This window comes from Phytohabitans rumicis (genome assembly GCF_011764445.1).
Lineage (GTDB): Bacteria > Actinomycetota > Actinomycetes > Mycobacteriales > Micromonosporaceae > Phytohabitans > Phytohabitans rumicis.
The window spans coordinates 1,001,535-1,017,031 of record NZ_BLPG01000002.1; the positions used below are offsets into that span (position 1 = coordinate 1,001,535).

General features: G+C 70.5%; 12 protein-coding genes and 2 pseudogenes. 4 read left to right on the forward strand and 10 right to left on the reverse strand.

The features are described from left to right. Positions 1-288: 288 nt before the first annotated feature. Positions 289-1,113 (reverse strand): TauD/TfdA family dioxygenase, encoded by an 825-nt coding sequence (locus Prum_RS48270; RefSeq protein ID WP_218577962.1) that lies wholly within the window; start codon positions 1,111-1,113, stop codon positions 289-291. Between the two features lie 299 nt (positions 1,114-1,412). Between Prum_RS48270 and Prum_RS53425 the strand changes: the two are divergent. Together Prum_RS53425 and Prum_RS48280 are read left to right on the forward strand one after the other, a co-directional pair. Next, positions 1,413-2,512: pseudogene (locus Prum_RS53425) on the forward strand (nitric oxide synthase oxygenase). A gap of 19 nt (positions 2,513-2,531) precedes the next feature. Continuing rightward, the gene (locus tag Prum_RS48280; RefSeq protein WP_173086394.1) at positions 2,532-3,086 is read left to right on the forward strand and encodes a GNAT family N-acetyltransferase; all 555 of its coding nucleotides are present in this window, start codon (positions 2,532-2,534) and stop codon (positions 3,084-3,086) included. 38 nt (positions 3,087-3,124) lie between these two features. Here Prum_RS48280 and lexA read toward each other — a convergent pair whose 3' ends face one another. Further along, complete coding sequence (lexA, locus tag Prum_RS48285) at positions 3,125-3,769, reverse strand: transcriptional repressor LexA (protein WP_246278827.1); 645 nt, start codon at positions 3,767-3,769, stop codon at positions 3,125-3,127. A gap of 28 nt (positions 3,770-3,797) precedes the next feature. Here lexA and Prum_RS48290 point away from each other — a divergent pair, with 28 nt between their 5' ends. After that, entirely contained in the window at positions 3,798-4,358 is a 561-nt protein-coding gene (locus Prum_RS48290) for an SHOCT domain-containing protein (protein ID WP_218577965.1), read from the forward strand. 27 nt (positions 4,359-4,385) lie between these two features. Further along, entirely contained in the window at positions 4,386-4,799 is a 414-nt protein-coding gene (locus Prum_RS48295; protein ID WP_173086398.1) for a spore germination protein GerW family protein, read from the forward strand. Here Prum_RS48295 and Prum_RS48300 read toward each other — a convergent pair. The 8 genes and pseudogenes from Prum_RS48300 to Prum_RS55680 form a co-directional block, all read right to left on the reverse strand. After that, positions 4,753-5,226, reverse strand: a complete 474-nt coding sequence (locus Prum_RS48300) for a cytidine/deoxycytidylate deaminase family protein (protein ID WP_173086400.1) — start codon at positions 5,224-5,226, stop codon at positions 4,753-4,755. The genes Prum_RS48295 and Prum_RS48300 overlap by 47 nt on opposite strands. Before the next feature lie 2 nt (positions 5,227-5,228). Then, on the reverse strand, positions 5,229-5,831 hold the full coding sequence (locus tag Prum_RS48305) for a nitroreductase family protein (protein WP_173086402.1): 603 nt from the start codon (positions 5,829-5,831) through the stop codon (positions 5,229-5,231). Between the two features lie 17 nt (positions 5,832-5,848). Continuing rightward, complete coding sequence (locus Prum_RS48310) at positions 5,849-6,499, reverse strand: GTP cyclohydrolase II (protein ID WP_246278828.1); 651 nt, start codon at positions 6,497-6,499, stop codon at positions 5,849-5,851. A gap of 89 nt (positions 6,500-6,588) precedes the next feature. Further along, entirely contained in the window at positions 6,589-8,187 is a 1,599-nt protein-coding gene (locus Prum_RS48315) for a pectate lyase family protein (RefSeq protein WP_173086404.1), read from the reverse strand. Positions 8,188-8,202: 15 nt separating this feature from the next. Beyond that, entirely contained in the window at positions 8,203-9,198 is a 996-nt protein-coding gene (locus tag Prum_RS48320; protein WP_173086406.1) for a pectate lyase family protein, read from the reverse strand. A gap of 815 nt (positions 9,199-10,013) precedes the next feature. Continuing rightward, complete coding sequence (locus tag Prum_RS48325; RefSeq protein ID WP_173086408.1) at positions 10,014-11,246, reverse strand: MMPL family transporter; 1,233 nt, start codon at positions 11,244-11,246, stop codon at positions 10,014-10,016. Next, complete coding sequence (locus Prum_RS48330; RefSeq protein WP_173086410.1) at positions 11,201-12,310, reverse strand: MMPL family transporter; 1,110 nt, start codon at positions 12,308-12,310, stop codon at positions 11,201-11,203. Before Prum_RS48330 ends, Prum_RS48325 begins: the two co-directional genes overlap by 46 nt. A gap of 326 nt (positions 12,311-12,636) precedes the next feature. Beyond that, positions 12,637-15,440, reverse strand: a pseudogene (locus tag Prum_RS55680) (penicillin acylase family protein). Positions 15,441-15,497: the final 57 nt, after the last annotated feature.

The window sequence follows — 15,497 nt, forward strand, 5'->3', positions numbered from 1 at the left end:
GTCCGGGCCCGGCCCGCGCCGTCCGGGCTCGGCGAACTCCGCGCCGATCAAGGACTTTCGCGTCGATCAAGGGCAAAGGGCCGTGGATCGGAGATCAAACCACGACCATTCGCCCTTGATCGACGGCAAAGCCCTTGATCGGCGCGGACGGCGCGGACCGCGCGCACGGCGCGCACCGCACACACGGCGCGGACCGCACGCACGGCGCGGACGGCGCGGACCGCGCGCCACAGCGCGGACGGCGCGCACGGCGCGGACCCGGCGTAGCCGCTGGCGGTGGCGGGGAGGTCAGCTCACCGCGTACACCGGGTTCTGGTGGTAGCCGTGCTCGCGCCGTTCGCCTGCCGGACGGGGACGCGGCAGCCGGACCAGCGCCCGCTTGACCCATCGGTCCGTGCCGTCGTACCGGGCGCGGAAGGCGACGCGCCCGTGCACCATCGCGTCATTGTCCACAATGAGCAGGTCGCCGGGCGCGAGGTCCACGGTGAACCCACACTCCTCGAAGGCGCCGTCCAGCCGCCGGAAGGCCGCGACGAACCGCGCGTCGTCGGTCATCACGCGGGTGTACGAGGGGTCGTAGCGGACGCAGCGCCCCGCGGCGGTGTGCCAGACCGTGGACATGCCGATCTGCTCGGCCCCCGCCGGTACGCCGCCGCCGTAGCTGTCGTCCGGCTCGATGGTGAGCAGGGGCCGGGCGAGCTGCGCCAGATCCGCCTCGGTGAGTGCGGCGTCCCGGATGCCGGCGAGCCGGGTGCCGATCCGGTCCGGGTTGCGGACGCAGGCCAGCAGCACCAGGTCGGCCCGTTCCGGGTGAAACGCGTCCTCGGTGTGCCAGGCGAGCGGCACGGCGCTGCTGGCGCCCACCTGCTCGTGGCTGTGCTCCGGGCTGGGCAGGATGTTGTGGACGATCCGCCCCGCCTGCTGGTTGGTCCAGCTGTGCACCTGGCCCAGCGCCGCGGCGACCAGGGCCAGCGCCACGTCGATGTGGGCGGTCCGCTCCGGGTCGGCCTCCGCCCAGTGCCGGGGCGTCGGGCCGGGCTCATCCAGGGGCTCATCCAGGCCGCCGAACAGGCCGGGCGCCAATGCGAAGCCACGCGACAGCGCGGGCGCCACGAGGATTTGGCTGAGTGTCGCGGCAAAAGGCTGGGGTAAACGCCAATCAGGCCGGTTGAGGACGGTTTCTCCTAACGCTCCGGCCCCGACCCGATCGCGTACGGCGTGGCTCAGCGCCACTTTTACCTGCTCAGGAACGGGTGCCGCTTGGCTGGTCACCATATAAGTCCCTTTGGCGTAAAGTGCCAGCTCAGGCATCAATCGACGCGCATGGCTGCGGAAATCGCCATTGCAGCACAGATGCCAGGGGAGATCAAGTCTTGTTGGCCACGTATCGGCGCACTACACTGCCCAGGGAAATGAACAAAAGGAGATCAGTGTCGATCGACAAAGTACGGCAAGGTGCGGAGCATTTCTTTGGTCTCCCCGACCTTTCGCACGTGCCGGCAGAGCGCAAAGCGCAGGTGCTGCTCGACATCGAGGAAACCGGCACCTACACGCACACCGCCGAGGAACTGCTCATCGGTGCGCGACTCGCCTGGCGCAACCACGCGCGCTGCGTCGGACGCATGCACTGGCGCTCGCTGAAGCTCCTTGATTTCCGGGACCGCACGAGCGCGGACAGCATCGCGGACGCCTGCTGGGAGCACGTTCGCACCTCGACCAACGCGGGAAAGATCGAGGCCGTCATCTCGGTTTTTCCACCGTGCACTCCGGACGGCGGCGCCATCCGGATCAGCAATCCGCACCTGTTGCGCTATGCCGGATATCGGCAGCCCGACGGCAGCGTCATCGGCGACCCGGCGACCGCCGACCTCACCGATCAGGTCCAGCGCCTGGGCTGGCAGGGCGCGGGCACCCCGTTCGATTTCCTGCCGCTTGTCATCAGCACACCCGACGACGGGTGAAATGGTACGACGTCCCGGCCGACGCGGTGCTGGAAATTCCGATCCGCCACCCGGACCTGCCGTGGTTCGAGGAGCTCGAGCTCAAATGGTACGCCAATCCAGCGCTCTCCGAAATGGCGCTTGAGCTCGGCGGACTCACTTATACCTGCGCGCCATTCACCGGCTGGTATCTGAATACCGAAATAGGTGCCCGGAATTTCAGCGACGAAGACCGGTACAACAAGTTGCCGATCGTCGCCGAGAAGATGGGACTCGACACCTCCAGCGACCGCACCATGTGGAAGGACCGGGCGTTGGTCGAGCTCACCTACGCCGTCATGCACAGCTTCGACCGGGCCGGCGTACGCATGTACGACCACCACACCGCGGCCCGGCACTTCGTGCAGTACGTCGAGCGGGAGGAGCGGCAGGGGCGTACGGTGCCGACCGACTGGTCCTGGGTCAACCCGCCGCTGTCCAGCAGCACGACGCCGGCGTTCCACCGGACCTTCGACGCTCCGGACTTCGACGTTCGGCCCAACTTCGTCCGCCAGCAGCGGCCGGAGATCTGATGCCGGCGGGGAGGCTTCGATGAGGTACGAGTGGCCGAAGGAACTGTCCATCAAGGACATCCGCGAGATGCTCAGCCTGATGAACGGCGTGGCCGTCCGGGAGCGAAACCTCGGCTTCAACGAACCGCTCAGCGACGAGGAAGGGCTCGCGTTGATGCGGGCCTTCGACGACGAGTTGCGCCGCGGCGCGGTGAGGCTGCTGGTCGCCCGCACCGAGAGCGAGCGGATCGTCGGCATGGTCACCCTCGCGCGGGCACCGCAGCCCGGCCGCCGGCACGTCGTGGACCTGCGGCGGTGCGTCATCCACCCGGATTACCGCGGCCGCTTCCTCACCGCCGGCTTCGAGGAGGTCCTCCGGGCGGCCGCCGAGATGGGCTGCGACATCCTCACGCTCGAGGTCCGCGACGACGGCCCGATGCGGCTCTGGTGCCGCATGGGTTTCGAGGAGTACGGGCGGCTGCACGACTACGCACGCAAGGACGGCCGGTCGGTCACCGGCTATTTCCTGTACGCCCGGCGGCCCGACCTCGAAGAACACTTCCGCCGCACGGGCCGATGGTCGTACCGTCGATAGGCTCGACAGCGATGGCGCCGGACGCCGGCTGATCCGGCCTACATCCGGCGCAGCACCGAGACGACCTTGCCGAGCACCACCGCGCGGTCGCCGTCGATCACGTCGTACGCCGGATTGCGCGGCTCAAGCAGGACGTGGCCGCCGCGGCGGCGGAACACCTTGACCGTCGCCTCCTCGTCGATCATCGCGGCGACGATGTCGCCGTTGTACGCCTCGGGCTGCTGGCGCACCACCACGATGTCGCCGTCGCAGATCGCCGCTTCGATCATCGAATCGCCCTGTACCCGCAGGCAGAACAGGGTGCCCCGGCCGACCAGGTCCCGCGGCAGCGTGAGCGTCTCCTCGGACATCTCCTCGGCGAGGATGGGACTGCCGGCGGCGATGGCGCCGACCAGCGGAACGCCCACCGTGCTCGGGTCGCGCTCCTCACGGGTGACCGTGTCCAGGAACATGCGCACGTCGACCGGGCGGGTGACCGTACGGCCCCGGCGCAGGAAGCCGTAGTCCTCCAGCGTGCGCAGGTGCCGGCTGACCGACGACGTCGACGCCAACCCGACCGCGTCGCCGATCTCCCGGGTGGACGGCGGATAGCCGTACCGGACCACCCAGTCCCGGATGACCGTCAGAATCCGCCGCTGCCGGGAGGTCAGCGTGGACGTGTCGAGATCCTCAGCCAGTACCACCGTCAGATCTTGACTCATCGTCCGCCCGGTGGCGGCCAGGCACGCCGACCAGCCGGGTCCTCACCTCGGCCTCGCCTCGACCGGTGGCACCGAAAAATCATCCGCAGCGAACGAGGCGCGCGCCTTCGGCAGCGGCTGTGCTGGATCCGCCGGAGGCACCAATACGGCGCGGAGAGGAGAAAGCGTCATGTATCTCGCCTACGACTACCCGCTTCTGGGCGCGTTCTGGACCATGCTGTGGTTTTTCCTGTGGATCCTGTGGCTCATACTGCTCTTCCGGATCATTCTCGACATCTTCCGGGACGATTCACTGGGCGGATGGGGCAAGGCGGGCTGGCTCGCCTTCGTGATCCTGCTTCCCTTCCTGGGCGTCTTCGTCTACCTCATCGCCCGGGGCCGGAAGATGGGCGAACGCGAGGTGCAGCGCACCCAGGCCCAGCAGCGCGATTTCGACACCTACATCCGCGAGACCGCGGGCACGTCCGGCTCCCACGAGGTCGCCGAGCTCGAACGACTCTCCGAGATCCGGGCCCGCGGCGACCTGTCGGACGAGGAGTTCCAGCGCGCCAAGGAGAAGATCCTGCACTGACAGGTCACCCGGTGGAGGTGGAAGGGCATGAAAGACGCGGCCGCGAGGACGCTGGACCTGCTGAGCAATGTGCGGGAGAGCATGACGGCACGGTCCGTGGTGGCGGAGCCGATCGTGCGGGACGGCCTGACCGTCGTCCCGGTCGCCCGCATCTCGGGCGGTGGCGGCGGAGGCGGCGGCACCGGACCGGGTACGGCCGGCGAGGAGGGCACCGGCACCGGAGCGGGCTTCGGGATCTCCTCCCGGCCGGTTGGCGCGTTCATCATCAAGGACGGCGCGGTGCGGTGGCGCCCGGCGATCGACGTCAATCGCATCATCATCGGCGCTCAGGTCGTCGCCGTCGTCGCCCTCTTGACGTTCCGGGCGATCGTCAAGGCCCGCCGCACTGCGGGCGTCACCGGCCGGACGCGGCGGTCGCGAGACGGAGGACGTGGGCATTGATCTTGGCGACGAGATGGCCGAGTTCGCCGATCTCGGCGACGTCGACGCCGCCCTGGCGCAGGGTTTCCGCGCCGTGGCAGTCGGCGAAGATCGGCGGCTCGCGCAGGGCGAACGCCACACGCCGGATGCCGGCGGCGAGGATGAGGTCGGTGCAGGAGGCCGGCCGCGATTTGCGGGCCGTGCACGGCTCCAGCGAGCTGAAAATGGTGGCGCGCGCGAGGTCGCGGCCGGCCAGCTTCGCCAGGGCGGCCTCCTCCGCGTGCTCGTGGGGGTCGGTCTCACCGGTGTAGCCGGTGGCCAGCACGACACCGTGGTGGTCGACGACGATCGCCCCGACGGCGTAGCGGGTGTGCGAGGGCGGCGACAGCCGGGACAGCTCGATCGCCGCGCTCAGCCACCGGCGGTCCGGCTCGGTGTCCGCGGTCATGGCTAGGCGGCGGCCGGGACCGGAGCCGGCCGCACGGGCAGGAGCAGGGCCTGGATCGGCAGCCGGTCGCGGGCGGCGGCCTCCCGGCCGACGAACGGCTCCTGGAGCCGGACGGCGTGGTCGCGGCGACCGACGGCGACGACGACCATGGGCGTGACGCCGGGTGCGGCCAGCACGGCGGCGATCCTCTCGCGGTCGAAGCCGCCCATCTGGTGTACGGCCAGGCCCTCGTGCTGGGCCTGCACGGACAGGTGGGCGACGGCCTGGCCGGTGTCGTAGGCGGCCCAGGGCTGGGCCTTGCCGTCCGGGCCGGCGGTCTCGGCGGCGACGACGATGAGCGCGGAGGCCGCGTGCGCCCACGCCTGGTTGCCCGGCGCGAGCGCGTCCAGGATGGCGGCGTGCTCGGCGCTGCCGCGCAGCGTGACGGCGAACCGCCACGGCTGCGTGTTCGACGCGCTTGGAGCCCAGCGGGCGGCCTCCAGCAGCGCCGTCACCTGCTGCTCGGTGAGCTGGTGGTCCGGCGCGAAGGCGCGCGGGCTCCACCGCTGGGCGAGCAGCGGGTGCAGCGGTTCGGCCGTGGTGGCGGTCTTGGTGGCGATGCTCATGTGAGGCTCCATGGTGGTCAGGCGGCGAGCGGCAGGTCAAGGGTGTGGCGGGTGTGGCTGACCTTGGCGGCCAGGTAGCGGGCGTTGGCCGCCGACAGGTGCACACCGGTGGGGATCCGCTCGGCGACGTCCACGCCGAGGGCGTCCAGCTGCAGCGCCTTGTCGGGGTTGTTGCTCAGCAGGCGGATGCGGTCGGCGCCGAGCGCGCGCAGCATCTGGGCCGCGGCGGTGTAGTCCCGCTCGTCCTCGCCGCGCCCGAGCGCGAGGTTGGCCTGGTAGGTGTCCAGCCCGGCGTCCTGCAGGGCGTACGCGTCGAGCTTGGCGTACAGGCCGATGCCCCGCCCCTCCTGGCGCAGGTAGAGCAGGAACCCGCCGGCGTCGGTGATGCGTTCGACCGCCTCGCGCAGTTGCGGGCCGCAGTCGCAGCGCTGGCTGCCGAACACGTCCCCGGTCAGGCACTCGCTGTGCGGCCGGACCAGCGGCACCGCGGTGCGCCAGTCGCCGAGGCCCAGGGCCAGGTGCTCCTTGCCGTCCGCGAGCCCGTCGAAGGTGAACACCTCGGCCGTGGTGGCGTACCCGTCCGGGAAGGCCAGCGGCACCACCACCCGGGTACGCACCGCGGCCGGGCGCACGCCGAGGGTCGCCGTGCCGCGCATCATCTCCGTCATCCCAGCCCCCAAGTTGTTGAAGGTTCATCAACAACGTACGCCGACTGAAGTTGAACCTTCAACAACCTGAGGTCCAGGTCACTTATTGATCAGATACGCCCCACGCCGGCCGCCGCCGACACGATGGCCTTGATGTCACATTGCGGTGCCAAGGTGTACGCGTACGACGGGTTGGACACGCTGCCGCCGGTCTCCCCCGCGCCGGAGTTGACCAAGCAGTTGTTGCGGGCCACCAGCCGCCCGTCGCTCGACGAGCCCTCGGCCAGGTGGTACGGGTCGTCGACGTTCTCGAAGTAGTTGCCCTCGACGATGACGCCGGCGTTCTGCGTGGACGCCACGCCGTAGTTGCCGGTGTTGAGGTAGTAGTTGCTGTAGACGTGCACCTGGTCGCCGAAGCGTACGCGCGGGTTGCGCTGGTTGGTGTTGTCGAAGAAGTTGTGGTGGTACGACACCTTCAGCCGGCCGACGTCCTGGGCGCTGTTGTCGTCGTCGTGACCGAGCAGCATGTCCTTGTCGGTGCCGTCGGCGTGGTTGTAGGACACCGTCACGTACGACGAGCCGCGCTTGATGTCGACGCCGCCGTCGACACCCGTCGTCCAGGTGTTGTGGTCGACCCAGACATGGTGCGAGAACATCTGCACGTTGATCGCGTCATCGTCCCAACTGCGGAAGTTCAGGTTGCGGATGATGACGTTGCGCACGGCGTTCGCGGGCGGCGAGGTGATGCTGTCGCTCAGCGGCAGGCCGACGTTGAGCCCGCCGCCGGTGAAGCCGGAGCTCGCCCCCACGCCGATGATCGTCTTGTCGGACGTGACGTCGTGCATCGGACCCGGCAGGTCGATCATGCCCTGCACCCGGATGATCCGCGCGCCCGCGGTGGCCACCTCGGCGAGGAACTCCGCGGCGGTGTCGACGGTCACGGTCGGGCCGCCGGTGCCGCCGGTGGTGCCGTTCTGGCCCCAGGCGTTGACCGAGGCCCACCCGTCCGCCTGGTTCGGCCCGGGGTCCACGGGCGGGGTGGTGGGTGGCGTGGTCGGTGGCGGCGTGGTCGTCGGCGGTGTGGTGACCGAGTCGCTCACCAGAACGTCGTCGAAGTTGGCGCTGCCGTAGAACGTGGCGACGCCCACCCGGCCCGCGCCGTACTGGCTGTCGGTGGCCTCGCCGACCAGCGTCCCGTTGACGTACCCGCGCAGCGTCGTACCGGAGAGGTCCAGACGCAGCGTGTACCAGGTGTTCGTCGCCACCGTCCAGCTAGCAGTGTCCAATGTGGTCGACGACCCACCGACCAGCTTCTTCAGCTCCACCGTGTTGTTGCTGCGCAGCGCGAGATAGTAGTAGCTGGTGTTGCTCTGCACCCTTGCCAGCACGGCGACGAAGCGGTTGCTGCCGTTCCAGCCGGTGGGCTTGACGCGGGCCTGCACGGAGTACGCGGTCCAACTCGCCGTGCCGGCCAGGGCGCGCGCGTCGCTGCTGGTGCCGCCCTGCCGGTACACGCCGGAGCCGTCGGTGGCCACCGACCAACTGCCACCGGACGTGGTCCAGCCGGTGCTGTTGCCGTCCTCGAAGTCGTCGGACAGGAGCGTGGCGGCGTAGGCGTTCGCGCCCATGGCGACGACGAGACCGACGGCGGCCAACGCCGCACCGATGGCCGCGAGGAGTCCCCGGCGCCGAGCCTGAAGTGGTTGCATGCTGCCTCCTCGGAATCAGATCCTGCCGACGCCCGCGCCGGCGGTGACCAATGACGGGACGGACGTGGCGCTGTCGGCCCGGTAGGAGTAGTAGGAGCTCGGTTCGCCGACGGCGCCGTTGGTCTCGCAGGTGCCGGAACGGACGAACGCGTTGCCGCGCTGGACCAGCCGGCCGGGTCCCGAGTCGTCGTAGCCGCTGGCCGAGTGGCAGGCGTGCGCGGTGTCCTCGAAGTAGTTGGCCTCCACCAGCACGCCGGCGTTCTCGGTCGAGGCGACGCCGTACAGGCCCACGCCCCGGTAGTAGTTGTTGTAGACATGCACCGGATCGCCGAACCGTACCCGCGGGTGGCGCTGGTTTGAGCCGTCGAACAGGTTGTGGTGGTACGTAACCTTCAGGTACCCGATGTCGGCGGTGTAGGTGTCGGAGTGGCCGAGCAGCATGCTCTTGTCGGTACCGTGAAACCTGTTCCACGACACGGTGACGTACGTCGACTGGTGCTTGACGTCGACCGACCCGTCGTACGCCGGGTAGAAGTCGTTGTGGTCGATCCACACGTGGTGCGCACCATTGTGGACACTGATCGAGTCGTCCGACGCGCCCCGGAACGTGATATTGCGGATGATGACGTTGTTGCCCGGCCGGGTGGTGCTGCCGAGCACGAGACCGCCGCCGGCGATCTCCGCCGTGGCGCCGACCCCGATGATCGACTTGTTCGCCACCACGCGGACCAGGCCGCTGACCTGGATCCGACCCGAGACCAGGATGGTGTACGGCGTGTTCGCGCCGGCGTACTGGGCCAGTTGCTGGCTCGTGGTCACGGTGACGGTGGGGCCGGCGACCCCACCCGTCGTGCCGTTGATGCCGAGGGCGGAGACGCTGGCGTAGCCGTCCGCCACGCCGGCCATCGCCAGGACATCACCGCCCGCGGCGGCCCCCGCCCCGGTGACGGAGCCGGCGAGTACGGCGGTGAGCCCGGCCGCGAACAGGGCGGCGGAGCGTCGTCTGAACATGGTGGTCCTGCCTCTCCGGACTGCGTGACACAGTCGGGGTGGCAGACCCCGAGCACTGGAAAGCGCTTTCCGGCAGCCTAAGACCGACCACGACAGATGTCAATGTCCAGCCCCATCCCCACCCTGCCGCACCCATCCCCACCCTGCCGCGCCCCGTCCGCGGCGCACGGGGCCGCGCTCTGCGCGTTCCGCGCTCTGCGCTCTACGCTCTGCGCGTCGATCAAGGATTTCTCCGCCGATCAAGGGCAAACGGCCGTGCTTTGATCTCTAAACCACGACCGTTTGCCCTTGATCGACGCGCAAGCCCTTGATCGGCACGCAGAGCGCAGCACACGCAGAGCGCAGCGCGACGTCGCGCGGGGCGCGGGGCGCGGGGCGCGGGGCGCAGGGCCGCACATGGCGCCATGCGCCGGACGCGCCGTCGCACACCGCGCCGACGGCGCACGTCGATCGAGAACCTCTGCGTTGATCAACGGCATACGGTCGTGGATTGGAGGCCGGCTCCAGTGGTCAGTGCACGGCCGTGCGGCGACGACGTGAGTGGAACACCAGTGCTGTTATGAGTGCTCCTTAACAGCACTGGTGTTCCACTCACGGTGGACGGGCACCCCGCGACACGGCGCCGACCTGGTTTCGCGTGAGTAGGGCTCCCCTATGCACGCCCTGGCAGGCATAGGGGCGCCCCACTCATGTCGCGGCCCCCAAATGGGCAGCCCTCTTGGGAGTGGGGACCGGGCGGGAACAGGCCCGCACCGCCGAGCCCACCGATCAAGGACTTTCGCGTCGATCAAGGGCATATGGCCGTGGTTTAGAGATCAAAGCACGGCCATATGCCCTTGATCGACGCGGAGAACGCGCAAGCCCTTGATCGACGCAGCGAGCGCAGCGGACGCGGAGAGCGCGACCGCGCGGGGCAAGGGCAGGGCAGGGCAGGGCAGGGGGTCAGGGTACGGGGATTGCGGGTTTGGGGGTGGGTGGGTGGATGTCGGCGCCCTCGATGTCGAGGCGTGGGAGGATCTTGGCCAGCCACCGGGGATCCACCAGGCGCGGTCGCCGAGGATCGACATCACCGACGGTACGAGGACCATCCGGACGATGCTGGCGTCGATCAGGACGGAGGCGGCCATGCCGACCGCGAGCATTTTGACGGTCGGGTCGGGGTCGATGACGAAGCTGGTGAAGACCACGATCATGATGGCGGCGGCGGTCGTGATCACGCGTGCGGTGCTGCCGATGCCGATGGCCACGCTGCGGTGGGAGTCCTTTGTGGACAGGTACGCCTCGTGCACGCGGGAGAGCAGGAACACCTCGTAGTCGGTGGACAGGCCGAAGATGATCGCGAACATGAGCATCGGTACGAAGGCCGGGATCGGCACGGTCTCGTCCACTCCGACGAGGCTCGATCCCCAGCCCCACTGGAAGACGGCCACCACCACGCCGTACGCGGCGGCGACCGACAGCAGGTTCATGGCGGCCGCCTTCAGCCCGATGGACAGCGAGCGGAACGCCGCGGTGAGCAGTAGCAGCGCGAGGAATACGACGGCGGCGATGAGCAGCGGCATGCGGCTCACCACGCGGTCGGTGAAGTCGACGTTGCCGGCAGTCGAGCCGGTGACGTACGTCGTCAGCTTGGTCGGCGGCAGCACGTCGTCGCGGATGTCGCCGACGAGGTCGGTGGTGGCGGCGTCCTGCGGCCCGGTGGTCGGGATGACGTTGAGGACGGCCGTCGTTCCGGCCTGGTTGACCTGGGGCGTGGACACCGAGGCGACGCCCGCCGTCTTCGCGAGCGTCTGCTGGAGGCTGCTGAGCGTGTTCTGGGTGTCGGTCGAGGACTGGCCGGACGGGAGCGACACGACGACGGTGAGCGGGCCGTTGGCGCCGGGCCCGAAGCCGCTGGCGATGAGGTCGTACGCGCGGCGGTCGGTCTGGCTGGTCGGGTCGGTGCCGGCGTCGACCTGGCCGAACCGGATGGAGAACAGCGGCACGGCCAGCAGCCCGAGAATCACCAGGGCCGCGATGCCCCATGGCCACGGGTGGGAGCTGACCATGCGCCCCAGCGGGCGAACGCGCTGTGCTCGTGGGCCTGCTCCCGAGCCGCCCGGTCAGGGAGGGCGCCACCGGCGCGGCGGGCGCGGCGCTCGGCGAGCCGCTCGCGCAGCGAGCGGACGTTGCCGCGGGCGACGCCCAGGAACGCCGGCACGAGGGTCAGCGACACCAGCATCGTGATGGCGACGACGACGGCCGCGGCCGTACCCATGGCGCTGACGAACGGGACGCCCGCGACGAACAGGCCGAGGATCGCGATGACCACCGTGCTTCCGGCGACGATGATGGCGCTGCCCGACGTGGCGTTCGAGGCGCCCGCCGCGTCCACCGGCGCGAGGCCGGCGTCGAGGCTCTCCCGGTGCCGCGCGACCAGGAAGAGGCCGTAGTCCACGGCGACGCCGAGCCCCAGCAGCGTGGCGACCGTGGGCGCGGTGGTGGGGAACGTGAACGCCGCCGCCAGCAACCCCAGCACCGACAGCCCCGCCATGACGCTGAACACGGCGGACAGCAGCGGGATGGCGGCCGCCACGACGGAGCCGAACATGAAGATCAACAGGAGCAGCGCGCACGCCAGGCCCAGGACCTCGGAGTTGAGGTCCTCGGTGCGTTGGCCGATCTGGCCGGCGGCGCCGCCGTACTCGACCTGGAGGCCGGCCGCCCGCGCCGGTTGCACCGCGGCGTCGAACTGGTCCAGGTAGTCCTGCTCCAGGGTGTTGGTCACCACGTCGAAGTTGACCGTCCCGTACGCGACGGCGCCGTCCTTGGCGACCAAAGGCGAGTTCGCGGCGGCGAACGGGCTGACCGCGCTCAGCACGTGGTCGAGCTTGCCGACGTTGCCCATCGCCTGGTTGATCGCGTCGCTGGCCGCGGAGACCTGCTTGCCGGCCGCCGCGGCGAAGACGACCTGGCCGGCGTTGCCGCTCTGCGCCGGGAACTCCTTCTTGAGCACGTCCGCGCCGCGCTGGGACTCGGTGCCCGGCACGGTGTAGTCGTTGGCGAAGTCGCCGCCCCACGTCGCCCGCGCCAGCAGGAGACCGGCGAGGATCACCAACCACGCGCCGATCACGGCCCAATGCCAGTGGGCGCATCTCCGGCCGACGGACCTGAGGAACGCATGCATGGCGACCCCGACGCAAATGAGCAGTTTCGCCCGATTCTAGGGTCCCGCCGGGTGCCCGGGCCGAAGAACGGCGTTTTCGGGTCGCGTCAGTGGATGTCGACCGGGCCCGGTGCGGCCTTCGTGACGTACCGGAGCTGTTCCTCCCCTGCCGGTCCGAGGCCGGGCGCTACGGCGTACAACAGGCGGACCTCCCGGAACAGACCCGGGCAGTTCGCCTCCGTCGTCGTGACCCAGCTCAGAGAAGCGCCGCCAACGTCGTGGGACCGTCACGATCAGGCATTGGCGCGCCGTTCAGGCAGGTAGTGGGTGACCGAGGCGGTGGCTCTGGCCAGGTCCGCCCGGTCCAGCCGCACCGGGTACGTCTCGTTGGTGAGCCAGCGGGGCAGCAGGTTCTGGTAGTACGGGCTGCCGAGCCACTCGCTGGTGCCGCCCGGCAGTGACGACTCCGCGCGCATCACGCCGCGCGCCGGCTGGGCCACGAACCGCCGTACCGGGCCACCGCCGAACGTGAACTCGCCGGCGGCGTCCGCGCGCACCCCGTGGTTCGCGACGTCGACGGTGCCGAACCCGCCGTCGGTCGGCAACCCCGGCAGGCCGGGCAGCGGGCCGCCGGTGGCCGGGATCGTCCAGGGTGGACCGAGGACCGCGTCGAACGTGACCCGGTGCAGCCGGCCCCAGCGGTAGTCGTCCTGGTCCGTGGAGCCGCCGAACGCCGCGGCGAACGGCGGGCCGGCGAGCAGGTCGAGCGCGCCGGCCAGGCTGCGCAGCACCAGCAGGTCCCGCCGGTCTGCCGGGTCGCTGATTCCGGGTACGGCGAAGAAGTCCACACCGGACACCCCGACGCCGTGCCGCTGGTCGTACGTCTCCAGCAGGTGGCGCAGTGCCTTGAGGGCCTCGCTGCCGCCCGGTTGCGGCAGCCCGTACGGCGCCAGGCGCGCGTCGACGACGTTCCCGACGAACTGGCCGCGCCAGACCGCGTAGATGGTGGCCGCGACGCTGTTGGCGATCTCCCGCGCGCCTGGGCGCGCCAGCCGTCCGTCCACGTCGGACGCGTCGTAGCCCTGCGGTATGCCGGTCGGGGTGGTCCGGTCCCAGCGGGCCAGGCGCCCGACCGCCTCGGTCACCCGCGGGTCGGCGGCCAGCGCGGCCAGGGCCGGCGTGTGGCTGGAGCGGGCCCGCGCCAGGGCGGAGACGAGGTACGGGGTGAAGAACTCGGCGTCGAGCAGCGTCACGTCCGCCTGCTGTGCCTTGACGTCCGCCACCGTCAGCTTGCGGTGCCGGGCGATGTCGGCGCGCAGCCGTTCGGTGATCCGGCCCGCCCGGAACCCGTCGTACCCGACGTTGAGGTAGTAGATGCCGCCGGTGGCCCGGCGCTGGTTGAGCGGGTCGTTGTCGAGGGTGGTGCCGGCGGGGTCGTTGTTGGCGTTGACGAAGAACCCGGCCGGCGGGTCGACGACCTGCGGCATCTCGCCCGGCGGCAGGATCTCGTACGGCAGCGCCTGGCCCGGGTACCGGCGGGTGGCGGGCAGCCACTCGTTGCCGCCGGTGCCGTCCCGCAGCAGGTACGGCGGCGCGCCCCGGACCGCGCCGGCCTCCAGGTCCTCGCGCAGCGGCAGCTCGGCGCTGGTGAAGTACGCGATGTGGCCGTCCACGTCGACGTACGCCCAGTTTTGCGAGCCGACGTCGAACACGTTCAGCGCGGCCCGGAAGTCACGCAGGTCGCGGGACAGGTCCAGCTGCCGGAACGTGTCCAGCTCGCGGGTCGCGGAGAACCCGGTGTACTGCACGGACAGGGCGACGCCGGCGGCGCTGTCGGCGGCGACGATCGGGCCGTTGTTGCGGCGCGGCACGATCAGCGTGGCGGCCGGGATCGCTCCCCCGGGCGGGACGGTGGCGATCGCGTCCGGCTGGCCGGGCGTGCGCAGGTTGACCCGGTACGTCTGCGGGATGGCGAGCACGTGCTCCAGCCCGCCGCGGTAGACAGTGGACAGTCCGCTGGGCGAGGTGGGATCGGGGCGCAGCTGTTCGACGTACGTGTCGGTGACGTCCATCGGGTTCGTGGTCGCCCCCAGGCGATCCGCCGGTTCTGGCCCAGAATCACGTACGGCACCCCGGCGAAGCCCTCCCCCTGCACGTCGAACCCGCCGCCGCGCAATGCCACCGGGTAGAACGTGGACGGTGCGTCCAGGCTCAGGTGCGGGTCGTTGGCGAGGATCGGTTTGCCGGTCGCGGTGTGCCGGCCGCTGATCGCCCACTCGTTGGAGCCGAGCGCGAAGTCGCGGTCCGCGGCCCGGGACAGGAACGGCACCGCCGCCACCCGCGCCTGGTAGTCGCGCGCCAGCCCGATCGCAGAGCTGGCTGGCACCGCCTCTCCTCGCGCAGGCCCTGCCGCAAAAGCAGAGGCCGTCGCGTCCGGGACGGTGCTCGCCGCGCTGAACGGCTGGGTCCGGAACAGGTCCTGGCTGAACAGGGCGGCGCCGTCGAAGCCGCCCGCCGCGCCCGCCTCCCGGTACGCCTGCGCGATGACGGTCAGCTCGGTGTCCAGGTCGAAGGAGAGGCTGAACGCGATGGCCTTGCCGATGACCAGGCTGTCCACCGGCGTCCACGGCGCGAACCGGGTGATGCCCAGCGCGGCGTACTGGGCCGGCAGGCGGTTGCGGGACACCCAGGCGTTGACGCCGTCGGCGTACGCGGACAGGGATTTGCGCCCGGCGGGCGACTGCGCCGGCAGGCTCCGCTCGGCGGCCCGGCGCAGCCCGATGGTGCGGGCCTCCACGTCGCCGGGCAGCGCGGCCTGGCCGAGCAGCTCGGCCAGGGTCCCGGACGCCTGCCGGCGGGTGATGTCCATCTGGAAGAGCCGGTCGCCGGCGTGCAGCCAGCCCTGCAGGAAGATCAGGTCGTGCTCGTTGGCGGCGGCGATGTGGGCGATGCCGTCGACGTCGCGGGTCAGCGACGCGGGCGCGGACAGTTCCGGCAACCGGACGGCGTGGCTGGCGCCACCGCCGTACGCGGGTCGCCCGGGCGCCAGCGGCGCCAGCAGCAGGAGTACGAACACGGCGGACCAACGGGCACGCATGCCCGCAACCTATGACCGGTGGGATGCCGGCACAAGGCGTTGACAGGGTTCATTACG